Source organism: Mesorhizobium sp. C268A (assembly GCF_040324475.1).
Taxonomy (GTDB): domain Bacteria; phylum Pseudomonadota; class Alphaproteobacteria; order Rhizobiales; family Rhizobiaceae; genus Mesorhizobium.
Map to the genome: position 1 here is coordinate 495,172 of NZ_JAMYVX010000003.1, position 16,235 is coordinate 511,406.

Annotated in this window: 12 protein-coding genes; 6 read left to right on the top strand and 6 right to left on the bottom strand. The window is 63.5% G+C overall.

The window, feature by feature from the left end:
• Window positions 1–15 precede the first annotated feature (15 nt).
• Together NKL06_RS29290 and mmsB are read left to right on the top strand one after the other, a co-directional pair.
• Window positions 16–384, top strand: a complete 369-nt coding sequence (locus NKL06_RS29290) for a four helix bundle protein (RefSeq protein ID WP_023691031.1) — start codon at window positions 16–18, stop codon at window positions 382–384.
• A 63-nt stretch (window positions 385–447) separates the two neighbouring features.
• Entirely contained in the window at window positions 448–1,332 is an 885-nt protein-coding gene (gene mmsB, locus NKL06_RS29295) for a 3-hydroxyisobutyrate dehydrogenase (protein WP_023691030.1), read from the top strand.
• A gap of 424 nt (window positions 1,333–1,756) precedes the next feature.
• Here mmsB and NKL06_RS29300 read toward each other — a convergent pair whose 3' ends face one another.
• From NKL06_RS29300 to NKL06_RS29320, 5 genes are all read right to left on the bottom strand, one after another.
• Window positions 1,757–3,136: an aspartate aminotransferase family protein gene (locus NKL06_RS29300; RefSeq protein ID WP_023691029.1), complete on the bottom strand. Its 1,380-nt coding sequence runs from the start codon at window positions 3,134–3,136 to the stop codon at window positions 1,757–1,759.
• 52 nt (window positions 3,137–3,188) lie between these two features.
• Window positions 3,189–3,311: a hypothetical protein gene (locus NKL06_RS29305; protein ID WP_023670422.1), complete on the bottom strand. Its 123-nt coding sequence runs from the start codon at window positions 3,309–3,311 to the stop codon at window positions 3,189–3,191.
• A gap of 32 nt (window positions 3,312–3,343) precedes the next feature.
• Window positions 3,344–5,413: a prolyl oligopeptidase family serine peptidase gene (locus NKL06_RS29310; protein ID WP_023691028.1), complete on the bottom strand. Its 2,070-nt coding sequence runs from the start codon at window positions 5,411–5,413 to the stop codon at window positions 3,344–3,346.
• A gap of 97 nt (window positions 5,414–5,510) precedes the next feature.
• Window positions 5,511–6,668, bottom strand: coding sequence for an MFS transporter (locus NKL06_RS29315; protein ID WP_023691027.1), 1,158 nt, complete (start codon window positions 6,666–6,668; stop codon window positions 5,511–5,513).
• A 111-nt stretch (window positions 6,669–6,779) separates the two neighbouring features.
• Window positions 6,780–7,955: an MFS transporter gene (locus tag NKL06_RS29320; RefSeq protein WP_023691026.1), complete on the bottom strand. Its 1,176-nt coding sequence runs from the start codon at window positions 7,953–7,955 to the stop codon at window positions 6,780–6,782.
• 272 nt (window positions 7,956–8,227) lie between these two features.
• Between NKL06_RS29320 and NKL06_RS29325 the strand changes: the two genes are divergently transcribed.
• The 4 genes from NKL06_RS29325 (at window position 8,228) to NKL06_RS29340 (ending at window position 15,426) form a co-directional block, all read left to right on the top strand.
• The gene (locus NKL06_RS29325) at window positions 8,228–9,805 is read left to right on the top strand and encodes a trimethylamine methyltransferase family protein (protein ID WP_023691025.1); all 1,578 of its coding nucleotides are present in this window, start codon (window positions 8,228–8,230) and stop codon (window positions 9,803–9,805) included.
• A 73-nt stretch (window positions 9,806–9,878) separates the two neighbouring features.
• Window positions 9,879–12,449 carry a GcvT family protein gene (locus NKL06_RS29330; protein WP_023691024.1) on the top strand — a complete coding sequence of 857 codons (2,571 nt, stop codon included), beginning with the start codon at window positions 9,879–9,881 and terminating at the stop codon, window positions 12,447–12,449.
• A gap of 84 nt (window positions 12,450–12,533) precedes the next feature.
• The gene (locus tag NKL06_RS29335; protein WP_023691023.1) at window positions 12,534–14,063 is read left to right on the top strand and encodes an ArnT family glycosyltransferase; all 1,530 of its coding nucleotides are present in this window, start codon (window positions 12,534–12,536) and stop codon (window positions 14,061–14,063) included.
• 55 nt (window positions 14,064–14,118) lie between these two features.
• Window positions 14,119–15,426: a M24 family metallopeptidase gene (locus tag NKL06_RS29340; RefSeq protein WP_023691022.1), complete on the top strand. Its 1,308-nt coding sequence runs from the start codon at window positions 14,119–14,121 to the stop codon at window positions 15,424–15,426.
• Here the strand turns inward: NKL06_RS29340 and NKL06_RS29345 are convergent.
• On the bottom strand, window positions 15,391–16,218 hold the full coding sequence (locus NKL06_RS29345) for a phosphate/phosphite/phosphonate ABC transporter substrate-binding protein (RefSeq protein ID WP_023691021.1): 828 nt from the start codon (window positions 16,216–16,218) through the stop codon (window positions 15,391–15,393). The genes NKL06_RS29340 and NKL06_RS29345 overlap by 36 nt on opposite strands.
• Window positions 16,219–16,235: the final 17 nt, after the last annotated feature.

Below are 16,235 nucleotides of genomic sequence, written 5' to 3' on the forward strand. Positions count from 1 at the left end.
GGCAGTAGGCAAAGGATGACCGGCAAGATCAACTCGTACAAGGATCTTATCGTATGGCAGCAGGCGATGGATCTGGCTGTCAGCACCTACTCATTGACCAAGACATGGCCCAAAGAGGAATTGTATGGGCTGACCAGCCAAATCCGCCGTTCAGCAACCTCTATCCCTGCAAACATCGCGGAAGGCTATGGCCGAGACAACCGAGGCTCCTATCAGCAATTTCTCAGGATAGCCCAAGGCTCGCTGAAGGAGTTCGAGACACACCTCCAAATCGCTCAACGCATTGGCGTTGCCACGCATGGGCAAGCTGAGCACCTGCTTCTGGCGGCCGAGGCCATCGGAAAGATGCTTCGCCAACTTATTATCAAACTCGCACCCGAATAGGTCGCCCTACTGCCTACTGCCTACTGCCTACTGCCTACTGCCTACTCATCATGGAGCACCGCTATGACCACCATCGCCTTCATTGGTCTCGGAAATATGGGCAATCCGATGGCTGCCAATCTCGTCAAGGCGGGGCACGCGGTGCACGGCTTTGACCTGATGCCGGAAAACCTCACCGTCGCCCGCGAGCATGGCGTCATTGTCATGGCGAATGCCGTGGCGGCGGTGAAGGACGCCGATGTCGTGATCACCATGCTTCCCGCCGGCAAGCACGTGCTCTCGGTCTACGAGGACATCGCACCCAAGGCCAAACCAGGCGCCCTGTTCATTGATTCCTCGACCATCGATGTCGAGTCGGCCCGCAAGGCGCATGCCGTAGCAAGGAAGCACGGGCTGCATTCGATCGACGCCCCCGTCTCCGGCGGCACCGGCGGTGCTGCTGCGGGAACGCTGACCTTCATGGCCGGCGGCGCCAAGGATGCCTTCGCCAAGGCCGAACCGGTCCTGAAGCCGATGGCAGGCCGCATCGTCCATTGCGGTGACGACGGCGCCGGTCAGGCAGCCAAAATCTGCAACAACATGATGCTCGGCATTTCGATGATCGGCGTCGCAGAGGCCTTCGTGCTGGCCGAAAAGCTCGGCCTCTCGCATCAGGCCCTGTTCGACGTTGCCTCGACTTCGTCGGGCCAGTGCTGGTCGCTGACCACCTATTGCCCGGTGCCGGGTCCCGTGCCGGCCTCACCCGCCAACCGCGACTACAAACCGGGCTTTGCCGCGGCACTCATGCTGAAGGACCTGAAACTGGCGCAGGAGGCGGCCCAAAGCGCCGGCGCGGTGACGCCAATGGGGGCCGAAGCGGCCCAGCTTTATGCGCTGTTCAACGCCCAGGGAAATGGCGGATCGGATTTTTCCGGCATCATAAATTTCCTTCGCGGCAGTTCTCTATAAGTTTCGAATTTGGCAGCGCTTTTCTCGATTTTTATTGCGCGGAAAAATTGCAAATTTAGATTTGCTTAAGCTCTCGATAACCCGGCGGTAACGATGTGCCTATATAACGGATGGCGAGGCGGACATATCGCATCCGCCCGGCGCTCCGGATCAGGTCTCGCGTACCGGAGCCCGTAAGTTTCGCAAGTGTATTGTTGGCGAAATGCCATGCGTATCTGGCAAAGCCGCGTTCCGATGGAGCGCGGTTTTTGCGTTTTGCAGTCCTATACTGTTCGATCTGAATTATATTCCGATTGCAGCGTTCGGAATTGCCTGATGGTCTTCATTGACCAGCACGATCGGTGCGCTGACCCCTTCGACCCTGACGATAAGCAGGCGCACAGTCCGGGCGCCCTGATTGCAAGGCGTCCGGCTGTCGTTCCATCTACTTCTTGCGCAAATCCGCTTGCGCCAGATCCAGCGCTTTGGCGATGCGATCGCAAGCCATGTCGATCGTCGCGCGGGTCCAGATCAGCGGCGGCGACAGGATCATCGTGTCGCCGGTGGCGCGCAGCATCAGGCCTTGCGCGATGGCGTGGTCGCGGACGGTGACGGCGGCACTGCCCGCCGGCAGGAAGCGCTCCTTGGTCGCCTTGTCCTTGACGATCTCGACCGCGCCCATCAGCCCGATCGATCGCACCTCGCCGACCAGTTCGTGGCCGGCAATGCGCTCCTGCAGCGCCTGGGCGAAGTAAGGTCCAGTGTCGTTCCTGACCCTGTCGACCAGGCCTTCTCGCTCCATGATCTCGAGATTCTTCAGCGCCACCGCGCAGGCCACCGGGTGACCCGAATAGGTATAGCCGTGGTAGAATTCGCCGCCCTTTTCGACCAGCGTCGCCGCGATACGGTCGCCGACCAGCAGCGCCGACAGCGGCTGATAGCCCGAGGTCAGTGCCTTGGCCGTGGTGATGGTGTCGGGCTCGATGCCGAAGGTCTGCGCCGCAAACCATTCGCCGGTGCGGCCATAGCCGGTGATGACCTCGTCCAGCATCAAAAGCACATCGTATTTGCGGCAGATGCGCTGCACTTCCGGCCAATAGCTCATCGGCGGTATTTTCACCCCGCCCGCTCCCATCACCGGCTCGCCGATGAAGGCAGCCACCTTGTCGGCGCCGGCCTCCAGAATGGCATCCTCGACCGCCTTGGCCGCGCGCAGGCCGAAATCATGGTCGCTTTCGCCAGGCAGCGCCAACTCATAGGCATAGGGCATCATCACATGGACGATGTTGGGAACCGCCCCGCCGAGCTGCTTGTGCATCAAATCCATGCCGCCGAGCGACGTGCCGGCGACGGTCGAGCCGTGATAGGCCGACTTGCGCGAGATGATGCGGTTCTTCTCCGGTTTGCCTTCCAGCACCCAATAGTGGCGCACGAGCCGCAGCGCCGTGTCGTTGGCCTCCGAGCCGGAGGAGCCGTAAAACACCTGGGCGATGCCCTTGGGCGCCAGCTCGGCCAGCTTCTTCGACAGCAGCACGGGCGTCGGCGTCGAGCATTTGAAGAAGGAATTATAGTAGGGCAATTCCTTCATCTGCGCGTAAGCGGCGTCGGCCAGCTCGTCGCGGCCATAGCCGACATTGACGCACCACAGCCCGGCCATGCCGTCGAGTATTTCGGTGCCGTCGGCATCGTAGATGAACGGGCCGTTGGCGCGGGTGATGATGCGCGAGCCGGTCTCGCGCAATTCCTTGTGGTCGGTGAAGGGATGCAGATGATGCGCGGCGTCAATCTGCTGAAGCTGCTTCAGCGAATAATTCTGGTAAGTCATGGGTTTGCTCTTTCCTCTGGAATCAAACCGGCAAGCTGCCGGGGCGACTTCGTCAGAGGACGGCGGGCGGCGAATAGCCGATGCGGGCGCACAGCCTGAGCAGTTCGGCGCGCAGCGTGCGCGGCGACGGTGTCACCGCGACCCCGAAGGCGCCGGATGTGCTCATGTAGACCATGGCGGCAGTCTATGCCGCCCGAGGCCCGGAATTCAAGCGGTGCCGCTCAATACCCTTTGCAGGAACACGTATTTCATGGCGGTTTGCGCCGCTTGCGGCCGGCGGTCGCCGCGCCCGCCATGGCCGCCTTCCGTCTCCTCGAAGAACAACGTCTTGCCGTGACCTGCTTCCTGCAGCTTCGCCGCCATCTTGCGGGCGTGGCCGGGATGGACGCGGTCGTCGGCGGTCGATGTCGTGAGCAGCACCGGGGGATAGACGGCATCGGCCGAGACATGATGGTACGGCGAATAGGCGGCGAGCCACTTGGCTTCTTCCGGTTTTGCCGGATCGCCATATTCGCCGATCCACGAGGCGCCTGGCGGCAGTTCGGTGTAGCGCAGCATGTCGAGCAGCGGCACCTCGATGATGACGGCGCCGAACAGTTCGGGATGCTGCGTCAGGGAAACGCCGGTAAGCAGGCCGCCATTCGAGCCGCCCTGGATGCCGAGGGAAGCAGCCGTGGCTATGCCGCGCCTGACGACGTCCTGCGCCACCGCGGCGAAATCGTCGAAGGCAGTCTGGCGATTGCCCTTCAGCGCCGCCTGATGCCAGGCCGGCCCAAACTCGCCGCCGCCGCGAATGCAGGCCTGCACATAGGCATTGCCCTTCTCCAGCCACAGCCTGCCGCGCACGCCGGCATAGCCGGGCAGCAGCGGTATTTCGAAGCCGCCATAACCATAGAGAAGCGTCGGTACCGGACCCTTCTGGTCGCGCCGCCTGACGACGAAATACGGGATCATGGTGCCGTCCTTCGAGCGCGCCTCGAACTGTTCGGAGACCAGCGGCGCGGCGTCGAACCGCGCCGGCTGCGATTTCACGGTGGCCAGCGTCACCCCGTCATCGTCCGACCAGATGATCGAACTCGGCGTCAGGAAATCGGTGAAGGAGAAGGAGACGCTGGAACCGAAATGCTCGGCATGCGCGATGCCGACATTGCCGTTCTCGGGCAGCGCCACCGGCTTCAGCGACCAGCGGTCGCCGCTGCGCTCGGCGACAACGACCTTGCCGCGCACATTGTCCATCAGATTGATGAACAGCCGGTCCTGAGTGCGGGCAATGCCGGCGACCGAAACACGGTGCGCTGGCGCGAGCATGGTTTCAACAGGGCCCAGGTCGCCGGTGTCCATCCAGTGTTCGAAATCGAAGGAATAGAGGGCGTCCGGCAAGCACTCAGTGCCGCCCGGCGCCGTCCATGGGCTGCGCACCCCGAACACGAACCGGCCCTTGAACAGCGCGGTGTCGGTGACATCGTCCGGCAGCGGGATGCGGCGGTTTTCGCCCGACGGCAGGCGCAGAAAACTGTGCGAGGAGAAGAAGGCGATCGTGCGGGCCAGAAACAAATACTGCCTGTCGCCATCATGCTCGACCCCCGCGCCGGCCGCGAGATCCTGCTTCTCGGCCTCGAAGATCGGCGTCGCCTCCTCCAACCGGGTACCGCGCTTCCACAGCTTGACGACGCGCGGATAGCCGGACTGGGTCTTGTCGTCTTCATCGAAGGCAGCCGAGACAATGACCGTGTCCTTGTCCAGCCAGGAAAAACCGGATTTCGAGGCCGGAGCGCGGAAGCCGCCCTCGATGAATGATTTGGTCTCGATGTCGAATTCCCGCATCTCGCTGGCATCGCCGCCATCCGGCGACATCGCCACCAGGCAAAGGTTGAAATCGGGGTAAAGGCGGCTGGCGCCGCTGAACACCCACTTCACCCCCTCCTTGGCCGACAGCACGTCGAAGTCGATGATCGTCTCCCACACGGGCTTTTCGGTCTTGTAGGAGGCGACCGTCGTGCGGCGCCAGAGGCCGAGCACATTGGTCTTGTCCTGCCAGAAATTATAGACTTGGCCGTTGAGCGCGGCGCCCACAGCGATGTTGTCTTCGGCCGTCATCAGGTCGAGCGCCGTCTCGAACGCCGCCTGGTAGGACGGATCGCCCTGTAGTTCGGCCACGGTGATCTCGTTCTGGCGATGCACCCAGTCGAGCGATTCCTTGCTGGTCCGGTCCTCCAACCAGAGGAACTTGTCCTCCACGGTGGCATCCGTCTGGCGTTTTGTCGTCGATTGGGTCACGCATGGTCTCCAGGCTAGTGGCGGGCAGCCCTGCCTACATCGCGTTGCAAGCGGTTTTATTCAAGATGGTACGTCAGGTCATCGGGGGAATGCGGCCTCAAACCATCCGCCGGCGCAGGACCGTGGCCACAGCCAGTGCCAGACAAATCGTGCCCAGCGTGATCGGCAGGCCGGAGGCGCCGATCACATCCATGACGCCACCCGCCAGCGGCGGCACCACGATGCCGCCGACGCCCCACATCAGGGAGAAGGCGGCATTGCCGGCGACCAGCGCCGAGCCGGTAAAGCGGTCGCCGAGCTCGATGATCGACATGGTGTAGATGCCATAGGAGACCGCGCCCCAGATAAAGACGCAAGGCCAGATCAGCGGCGTCTCGATGAGCAGCGGCAACAGGGCGCAGCCCAGCACCGTCACCACGACGCAGATGAATCGCACCAGCCGCGCCGTCAGCCGATCCGCCAGCAAGCCGAGCGGCACCTGCATGGCGATGTTGCCGGCGATCATCACCGACAGCAGCGCCGACATGCGCGCTTCCGCGATGCCATAGTGCGTGCCGTAGACCGGCAGCAGCGCCAGCACGCCCTGTTCGAAACCGGCGGCAACGACCACCGCCGACAGCAGTAGCCATGCCAGTGGCACGAAGCCCATGACCGAAACCCTGTGCCCGGCTTCGTCGACCTTCGGCAGTCGCGGCAGCACCAGCGCCAGGCAGGCGCCGCAGAAGATGAAGGCGGCGATCCCCACCAGGAATGGCGGCCATCCCACGGTGCCGACAGCGAGCAGGCAGAGCGGCCCGGCAGCGAAGCCGGCCGAGATGATGGTTGAATAGACACCCATGACGCGACCGCGGCGCGATGGCGGCGCCAGTGCAATGACCCAGATTTCGCTCAAGACATAGAGCGGATTGGTCACCACCCCGATCAAGAAGCGCAGAGGAAACCACAGATAGACATTCTGCGTCCAGCCGATCAGCGCAAGCACAATAGCCGAAAGCGCCGCGCAGGTAAGCGCGGTGCGCCCTGCCCCGAACCGGCGCGCCAGTGCCGGGATCAGCGGCGACGAGACAATGAAGCCGATCGGCGTCATTGCCGCCGAGAGCCCGATGATGGCCGGCGAAACGCCTTGGCGTTGCAGGATGAAGCTCAGCAGCGGATAGGACAGGCCTTGCGCGATGGCGAACACCGAGACGGTCGCGATCACGCCGCTGATCGCCGCCCACTGCATCTTCTCGTTGTCAGCTTCCGCCAGGTTCATCATTGGCACCTAAACCAGGTTCAGGACTAGCTTTTCTGTCCGACGCGGGTAAGCCCCGCCCCGCGAAAAACCGTTTGCTCCAGACAAGGCCTGTCAGGAGCTTTTGGGCCGTCAGGAGTTTTGGCGCTTGAACGATCGATAGAGCGCGAAGCTCACCAGCAGCGCGTCGAGTCCGGCGATCACCACCGGCAGACCGAGCGGACCGATGATCTGCATCAAGGCACCGGCGCCAGGCGGGCCGACAATGCCGCCGGCGCCCCACATCAATGCGAAGGCGGCGTTGCCGGCGACCAGCACGGTTCCCCTGAAGCGGCTGCCGAGTTCCACCAGCGCCATGGTGTAGACGCCGTAGCCGACAGCGCCCATGACGAGAAGGACGAGCCAGATCGCCGGCATCGTGATCAGCAACGGCAGCAAAACCGCGCAGGTCGTTGTCGCCAACGCACAGAAGATGATCATCGCCCGCCCGCCGAAACGCTCGGCCAGCAGGCCGAGCGGGATTTGCAGGAAGATGTTTCCCAGCGACAGTGCCATCACCAGGGCCGCCAGCGTCCTTTCGGGCAGGCCATAGGCGGCACCGAAGACCGGCATCAAAGCGTAGGTGCCCTGCTGGACCGCCGCCGAAACCAGCACGGCAAACAACAGCGCCGGCGCCAGCCTGGCGAAACCGAAAAAGCCGCCGGGCAATTGGCCGTCATCCTCGAAGCCGGCGAGGCTTGACGAAACAGCACGAAGGATCGCGGCGCACAGGATGAAGCCGGCCATGCCGACCAGGAAAGGAACCCAGCCCGATATCCCAACCGCGGTCAGGACCAAAGGCCCCGCAGCATAGCCAGCGCCCAGCACGGTGTTGAATGCCCCCATCACCCTGCCGCGGCGCGACGGCGGCGCCAGCGACAGCGCCCATACTTCGCCCAGTATATAGAGCGGGTTGATGACGATACCGATGATGAAGCGGATGACGAACCAGCCCACCCAGTCCTGCAGGTAGCCGATGCCGAGGAAGCACAGCGCCCCAATCAATGAGCAACCCACAGCCAGGTTGCGCGCGCCGACCAGCCGAACGGCTGCCGGCACGAACGAGGCCGAAAGGATCAGGCCAAGCGGCATCATCGCTGCCGACAAGCCGATCAGCGCCGGCGACATGCCTTGCTTCTGCATCAGCAGCGTAAACAGCGGCGAGCTCAGCCCTTGCGCCGCACCGAACATCGCGAGGGCGGCAGTTACGCCGGCAAGCGCCGCCCATTGCGTCCCCGCTTCGCCATCGCTCGAACCGGTCGCAGCCATGATGCCTTCCACATGAATTGCCGGCCCGATCCAGCGGCAAACCATTGAGCTAGCGGTTCGATTTAGGGAAAGGAAGGGCCGCGCCTGAAATCCCCTTGCGCCAAGAGCCGCAGTGGGCGCGTCCTGTCCGCCAATCCCCGGCAAGGTTGTCAGCTATCGGACTGCCGTTCGGGCATGTCGCTTCCCTCGTCCTAGTGGTCGCCGCCTCCGCAATGGCCGGACAGCCGCCGGTCCATTATGCCGCCCGCTACCAGCATCGTACGAGGACCATCATGACCGCCGCCCTGCATCCAGCCGAACCGCCTTTGGCAGCCGACCGTGCCCGTCGCGGTGGCCGTGCGGGCAAGCGCGCCGGCGGCTCGGCCGCCTTCGAACAGCCGGCTTTTCGACAACTGAGAAATCCGCTGACGCCGACCAAGCTGATCTCGGACGACGAGCTGGAATCGATCCACCTCGCCTCGCTGCGCGTCTTGAGGGAAATAGGCGTCGACGTGCTGCATGACGAAGCGCGCCGCATCATGAAGGAAAATGGCGCTGATGTCCGCGAGGGCAGCGAGCGCGTGCGCTTCGACAGCGACATGATCCTCGATCTCATCTCCAACTGCCCGTCGGAATTCACGCTCCATGCCCGCAACCCGGCGCACAATGTGCGCTTCGGCGGCAACAATGTGATCCTGTCGATGATGGCGTCGGCACCGAACTGCTCCGATCTCGATCGCGGCCGCCGTCCGGGCAACCAGCAGGACTACCGCAACTTCCTGCGCCTGGCGCAGATGCACAACATCCTGAACTGCACCGGCGGTTATCCGGTCGAGCCGACCGACATCCATCCTTCCGTGCGCCACCTCGAATGCATCCGCGACCTCGCCACGCTGACCGACAAGGTGTTCCACATCTATTCGCTCGGCAAGGAGCGCAATGTCGACGGCATCGAGATCGCCAGGATCGCCCGCGGCATCAGCCATGAGCAGATGCTCGAAGAGCCGTCCGTCTTCACCATCATCAACACCAATTCGCCGCTGAAACTGGATGTGCCGATGATGGAAGGCATCATCCAGATGTCGAGCAAGGGTCAGGTCGTCGTCATCACGCCCTTCACCCTGTCCGGCGCGATGGCGCCGGTGACCATCGCCGGTGCGCTGGTGCAGCAAAATGCCGAGGCGCTGTCCGGCATCGCCTTCGCCCAGATGGTGAGAAAGGGCGCGCCGGTTGGCTATGGCGGCTTCACCTCGAATGTCGACATGAAGTCAGGCTCGCCGGCCTTCGGCACGCCTGAATATATGAAGGCGCAGCTTGTCGGCGGCCAGCTTGCCCGCCGTTACAAGATCCCCTACCGCACCTCCAATACCTGCGCCGCCAACACCGTCGACGCGCAGGCAGCCTATGAAAGTGTGTTCTCGCTGTGGGGCGCCATCCAGGGCGGCGGCAATCTGATGATGCACGGCGCCGGCTGGCTCGAAGGCGGCCTGCGCTGTTCCTACGAGAAGACCATCCTGGACATCGACCTGTTGCAGATGGTGGCCGAGTTCCTCACCCCGCTCGACCTGTCCGACGAAGCGCTCGGCTTCGACGCCATCCAGTCGGTCGGCCCCGGCGGCCATTTCTTCGGCACCCAGCACACGCAGGACCGCTACAAGACAGCCTTCTACTCGCCCATCCTCTCCGACTGGCGCAATTTCGAGACCTGGGCCGAAGCCGGATCGCCGACCGCGCTGGAAAAGGCCAACAAGGTCTGGAAGGAGCGGCTGGCATCCTACGAGGAACCCTATATGGAGCCGGCGATTCGCGAAGAGCTCAACGACTTCGTCGAAAAGCGCACGTCCGAAGGCGGCGCGCCGACCGATTTTTGATCGGCAAGCAACTGGCGGCATCCCGCCAACCGACACACCTGATTCAATTTACGCAAAAACGGACCTATCTCTCATGAAATCTCATGTAAAAGCGGTTGTCATTGGCGGCGGCGTCGTTGGCTGCTCGGTGCTCTACCATCTGGCCAAGGCCGGCTGGACCGACATCATGCTGATCGAGCGTTCCGAGCTCACCTCCGGCTCGTCCTGGCACGCAGCCGGCGGCTTCCACACGCTGAACGGCGATCCCAACGTCGCCAAACTGCAGGCCTATACGGTGCAGCTCTACAAGGAGATCGAGGAAATCTCCGGCCAGTCCTGCTCGCTGCATCTGACCGGCGGCGTGATGATGGCCGATACGCCCGAGCGCATGGATTTTCTGCGCCTGGCCCACGCCAAGGGCCGCTATCTCGGCATGGACACCGAGCTGATCACGCCCTCCGAAGCCAAGGCGATGTTCCCGCTGATGGACGAGACCAATTTCGTCGGCGCCATGTGGGATCCGGTCGAAGGCCATCTCGATCCCTCCGGCACGACGATCGCCTACTCCAAGGCGGCCAAGAAGCTGGGCGCCGAGATCGTGCTGCGCAACCGCGTCGTCGAGCTGACGCAGGAAGTTGACGGCACCTGGAACGTCGTCACCGAACAGGGCACCGTCCACGCCGAGCATGTCGTCAACTGCGGCGGCCTGTGGGCGCGCGAGATCGGCCGCATGGTCGGCGTCGAACTGCCGGTGCTGGCCATGGAGCACATGTACCTGCTCACCGAGCCGATGCCCGAGGTCGAGGAATTCAACAAATCGACCGGCCGCGAGATGATCGGCGTGCTCGACTTCAAGGGCGAGATCTACACCCGCCAAGAGCGCAACGGCATCCTGCTCGGCACCTATGAAAAGGCCTGCAAGCCATGGTCGCCGGTCAATACGCCGTGGGATTTCGGCCATGAACTGCTGCCGCCCGACCTCGACCGCATCGCGCCGTCGCTGGAGATCGGCTTCAAGCATTTCCCCGGCATCGAGAAAGCCGGCATCAAGCAGATCATCAACGGCCCCTTCACCTTCGCGCTCGACGGAAATCCGCTGGTCGGGCCGGTGCAGGGCCTGACCAATTTCTGGTGCGCCTGCGCCGTCATGGCCGGCTTCAGCCAGGGCGGCGGCGTCGGCCTTGCGCTGTCCAACTGGATGGTGCATGGCGATCCCGGCTTCGACGTCTGGGGCATGGATGTCGCCCGCTTCGGCGAGTGGGCCGGCCTGCGCTACACCAACGCAAAGGTGCGCGAAAACTATTCGCGCCGCTTCTCCATCCGCTTCCCCAATGAAGAGCTGCCGGCTGCGCGCCCTGCACAAACCACCCCGCTCTATGACACGATGCTCGCCAACAACGCCGTCATGGGCGATAGCTGGGGCCTGGAGACCCCGCTGTGGTTCGCGCCGAAGGGCAAGGAGCCGAAGGACGTCGTCTCCTTCCACCGCTCAAACGATTTCGGTCCTATCGGCGAGGAAGTGCGCGCCACGCGCGAACGCGTCGGCGTCACCGAAATCGCCAACTTCGCCAAATACGAAGTGTCGGGACCTGCGGCTGAGGATTTCCTCAACCGGCTGATGACCAACCGCATGCCGAAGATCGGCCGCATCGTGCTGACGCCGATGATCAACGAATTCGGCAAGCTGATCGGCGACTTCACCATCGCCAAGGCAGGCGAAGACAGATTTATGATCTGGGGCTCTTCCGCCGCGCAGAAATACCACATGCGCTGGTTCGAAAAGCACCCGCCGAAGGATGGTTCGGTGCGCATCCACCGCTTCGATCAGACGCTCGTCGGCCTGTCGATCGCCGGGCCGAAATCGCGCGACCTCTTGCAGAACCTGGTCGATGTCGACATCTCGACGAAAGCTTTCCGCTTCATGGATTTCCGCGAAATGGCGGTCGGCGGCGCGCCCTGCATGGTCAACCGCATCACCTATACCGGCGATCTCGGCTATGAAATCTGGATGGCGCCGGCCTATGAGCGTCTGGTCTACAAGGCGATCAAGGACGCCGGCGAGGAGTTCGGCCTCGTCGATTTCGGCATGCGCGCTTTGCTCTCCATGCGCCTGGAGAAGAACTTCCCGACCTGGTACCGCGAGCTGCGCCCGATCTACGGCCCGTTCGAAGGCGCGATGGACCGCTTCATCAAGCTGGAGAAGAACGACTTCATCGGCCGCGAAGCCGCCGCCAAGGAACAGGCGGAAGGGCCGAAACTGCGCCGTGTTTCCTTCATCGTCGATGCGGCCGACGCCGATGTCATGGGCGACGAGCCGATCTGGGCCAAGGTCGGCAAGGACTATGGCACGGTGGAAAAGCCGCATGGTTATGGCGCGCCGCGCTTCGACATGGCGGGCAAGGAAGTGCGTGGCTCGAAGGCTGCCGAAGGCGCTTCCGCCGTGCGCGGCATCGTCGACGGCGACTGGCGCGTGGTCGGCTGGGTCACCTCGGGCGGTTATGCGCACTATGTGCAGAAGTCGATGGCGCAGGGCTATGTGCCGGCGGCACTCGCCGAGGACGAAAGTGCCGGACTGTTCGAGATCGAGATCCTCGGCCACCGGCGTCCGGCGCGCATCAATGTCGAGGCGCCCTTCGACCCCAGCGGCGAGAAGATGCGGACCTGAAAAGGCGACAGGGAGCGTGAGATCGTGTAAGGGGCCTTCGGCAGTTGGCCGCAGGCATTTTCCCTCGATGAGAAGACGATCCCCTTGCAGTATCTAGAGAAATGGACGGACTGGCTCGGCGAAGGCAAGGTCGGTCCCTTCAACGCCGCACTGGTCTGCGTCGCGGTCTATTGCGTCGTCCAGATCGTGGTGATGGCGCTGCTGTCCCATGTCGTAGGAACCGGTGTCGGCGTCGACGATTCCGAACAGCTGATGTACATGCACTACCTCTGGGCTGGCTATGGCGGCTCGCAGCCGCCGCTCTACACCTGGCTTGCCCGCCTCGTCGCCGCCGTGATCGGAACGAACATCCTCGCGCTCAAGATCGTGAAGTACCTGCTGATCGGAGCGGCGCTGGCGTCGGTTTTCATCGCTGTCCGCCGCCTGGGCTATTCCAGCCGCGCTGGCGCCGCCGCATTGTTCGGCCTGCTGTTGTTTCCGCAGATGGTGTGGGAGATGCAGCACGCCCTCACCCACTCGATCGCCGCTTTCTGTTTTTCAGTGGTGCTGTTTCTTGCGCTCGTCGAACTGGTGCAGCGGCGTTCGCTGGCCACCTATGTGCTGTTTGGCGTGGCGATGGCCGCCGCCATCCTGTCGAAATACAACAACGCCATCTTTCTCGCCGCGCTGATCCTGTCCACCCTGTCGCTGCGCGAAACGCGCGGCGTCATCCTCAACCGCCGGTTTTCGATCAGCCTTGTCGTGGCGGTGCTGCTTTGCCTGCCGACGCTCTACTGGAACCTGACCTACACCGACCAGTTGCTGTCGCACAGCGGCGGCTTCGGCATGGGCAGAGGAGAAAGCGCCATACAAACCGCATTCTACGGAATGCGCGGACTGGGCAAGGCTATCCTGTATTTCGCCGTGTTGCCGGCCGGCATATTCGTCGCGGCTTTGCTCATCGCATGGAAAAAGCCGGCGCCGGCTCTGCAACCGGCGCCATGGACCGAGAAACTGGTGTGGCGCACCATCGCTTTTGCCCTGGCGATGACCATCGTGCTCGTCCTGGCGAGCGGGACGACGCAATTTCGCGATCGCTGGATGCTTCCCATTCTTGTGTTGCTGCCGGTCGCGCTGGCCTTGCGGATGGATGCCAGAGGCGACAAGGGAATGAAGGTGCAGGACGTCGTCGTCTTTGTCGGCGCAACGCTTGCCATCCTCGTGCTGCCGGTGACCTGGTACACGCACCTCAATGGCGGCGACAGCCGCGGCAGCATCGTGCGTGTCGACTACCAGTCGCTCTATGGCCAGCTGACGGCAAACGGTCCGGTTCGCACGGCGATATCGAGCTGGCACTGGGTGGGAAATCTGCGTCTTGTCGATCCCGATCTGGTCGTGCTCGACGACGAGATGCCGGACTTCGGCCATTTGCTGATCGAGCCGGCGGTGCTGGTGATGGCCAATGACAAGGAACCTCCCGAGGGCATCCTGCGGGCCTTGAGCGAGGCCGGCTATGTCGCTGACGGCTCGCCGCAGCAGTTGGTCGTTCCGATGCTGTTCGACAGCGAGCCGCCCACCCGCACGCTGACGGTCACGCGGCTGAAGAAAGCGGCCGCGGGCGCAGCGCCACAGTAAGTCGGCAGGGAGGCGTCGGGTGGAGAAACAAGGGTTCGGTCGTCATCGCAAGATCATGCCGTTCGAGCCCGGCTCCGTCGAAGCCTTGCGCGACGCATCGCGCCAGAAGGCGGCGTCGCTGAACCAGCATGTGCTGGGCTATGGCGCGCTGGCTGAAGCCGAATGGCAAGCGGCAGGCATCGCCGCGCCCGATCTTGCCGCGATGCGCAAATACCGGCTCGAGCGCCTCCGCGCCGAACTGAGGCGCCGAAACTACGCCGGCGCGCTGCTCTACGACCCCGTCAACATCCGCTACGCCACCGATTCGACCAACATGCAGCTGTGGGTCGCGCACAATCCGACCCGCCACTGCTTCGTCGCCACTGAGGGACCCGTGGTGCTGTTCGACTATTTCTCCTGCGAGCATCTGTCCGATCATTCCGGCGTCGTCGACGAGGTGCGGCCGGCAGTGTCGTGGATGTATCTCTATGGCGGCGAGCTGACCGAGCACAAAGTCCGCCGCTGGGCGGCCGGCATCGCCGATCTGGTCAAGGAGCATGGCGGCGGCAACAGCCGCATTGCGGTCGACCACATCAACCCGGAAGGCGTCGAGGAACTCGCCCGCCTCGGCATTTCGATCGGCAATGGCGAAGCGGTGATGGAAAATGCGCGGCTGATCAAATCGCCGGACGAGATCCTCGCCATGCGCCGCGCCATCGTCGCTTGCGAAGCGGCGATGGGTGAAATGGAGAAGGCGCTGACGCCGGGCATTTCCGAAAACGAATTATGGGCCGAACTCCACCGCGGCAACATTGCGCGCGGCGGCGAATGGATCGAAACCCGGCTGCTTGCCTCGGGACCGCGCACCAATCCGTGGTTCCAGGAATGCTCATCGCGGGTGATCGAAGCAGGCGACCTCGTCGCCTTCGACACCGACCTGATCGGCCCCTACGGCTTCTGCGCCGATCTCTCCCGCACCTGGCTTTGCGGCGATGCGAGACCATCGAACGAGCAACGGGACCTCTTCCACATCGCCGCCGACCAGATCGCCCACAACACGCAATTGATGCAGCCCGGCATATCCTTCCGCGACCTGGTCGAACGCTCGGTGGTGCCGCCGGGAGATTGCTTCCCGGCGCGCTACGGCGTGCTCTATCACGGCGTCGGCCTCGCCGACGAGTATCCAACCCTGCCGCATGCAAGCGACTGGACGCCGGACACGCCCGACGGCGTGCTGGAGCCGGGAATGGTCCTGTGCGTGGAAAGCTATATCGGCCGTCTCGGCGGCCATGCGGGCGTCAAGATCGAGGAACAGATCCTGATCACCGAGACCGGTAACGAGCAGCTTTCAACCTACCCGTTGGATGCGAGGCTGCTCGGCTGATCCGGCAAGCGCCTCGCGCAGAGCCTTGAGCGTCTTTTCCGGCGTCGTCCTGGCGGTGATGTAGGGCAGGCCTTTGCGCCTTGCCGTCCAGCCGACCACCTTCACGGCGTTTGCCGCAGGCTCGAAACGCTGCGCCAGCGCCCAGCTCTCACAGTCGATGGCAGCTATATCCGCCTTGCCCTCGGCGACCGCGACGATCGAGCCGCGATGGCCACCGCTCTCGCTGCGCGAGGGAAACATATCCATGCTCTCGCCGGCGGCCTGCAGGTCGCGCGCCAGTGCGATGATGCCCGACATCGAATCGAGGCTGTTGTAGGTAAAGCGCTTGCCGCGCATCAGATCGAGCGGCAGCAAGGCTTTGCCATCCGCGGGCGAGCGAACTTCCGATCCCTCGCCTGTGCGCATCACCAGCGCGCTGGAATAGAGTTCGCCCTGGCCGCCTTCGTAAGCGTCGTAGCTCGGCTGGCCGACCACCTGCACATGCTTGCTCAGGCCGAGTTCCATCGGCCCCCAGCAGGTCTGCGCGAACAGCAGCGCCGGATGCAGCCAAAGCTGGTGATGGTCGAGTTCGTCCGGCGGCAGTATCGCCGGATCGGGCGCGATCAGTCTGCCCTCGGCGTCGTGGATACCGCCCGGCACCGGCGGCAGGTCGCCATTGCGGCGCACGATTGTCTGCGGCCCATCGACGCCCTTGTGCCGAAAAGCATCGCGCAGCGCTGCCCATTGCGCGTCGACCTCGCCGCGCACTTCGGGCCAGTCATACATCGGCAATGCCGCAACCAAATCACTCATGCCGACACTCAATCATC

Bases quoted from the DNA above. Each gene is read 5' to 3' on its own strand.
- NKL06_RS29290 (WP_023691031.1), top strand. From the start codon at position 16: ATGACCGGCAAGATCAACTCGTACAAGGATCTTATCGTATGGCAGCAG.
- mmsB (WP_023691030.1), top strand. From the start codon at position 448: ATGACCACCATCGCCTTCATTGGTCTCGGAAATATGGGCAATCCGATG.
- NKL06_RS29300 (WP_023691029.1), bottom strand. From the start codon at position 3,136: ATGACTTACCAGAATTATTCGCTGAAGCAGCTTCAGCAGATTGACGCC.
- NKL06_RS29305 (WP_023670422.1), bottom strand. From the start codon at position 3,311: ATGGTCTACATGAGCACATCCGGCGCCTTCGGGGTCGCGGTGACACCG.
- NKL06_RS29315 (WP_023691027.1), bottom strand. From the start codon at position 6,668: ATGAACCTGGCGGAAGCTGACAACGAGAAGATGCAGTGGGCGGCGATC.
- NKL06_RS29320 (WP_023691026.1), bottom strand. From the start codon at position 7,955: ATGGCTGCGACCGGTTCGAGCGATGGCGAAGCGGGGACGCAATGGGCG.
- NKL06_RS29325 (WP_023691025.1), top strand. From the start codon at position 8,228: ATGACCGCCGCCCTGCATCCAGCCGAACCGCCTTTGGCAGCCGACCGT.
- NKL06_RS29330 (WP_023691024.1), top strand. From the start codon at position 9,879: ATGAAATCTCATGTAAAAGCGGTTGTCATTGGCGGCGGCGTCGTTGGC.
- NKL06_RS29340 (WP_023691022.1), top strand. From the start codon at position 14,119: ATGCCGTTCGAGCCCGGCTCCGTCGAAGCCTTGCGCGACGCATCGCGC.
- NKL06_RS29345 (WP_023691021.1), bottom strand. From the start codon at position 16,218: ATGAGTGATTTGGTTGCGGCATTGCCGATGTATGACTGGCCCGAAGTG.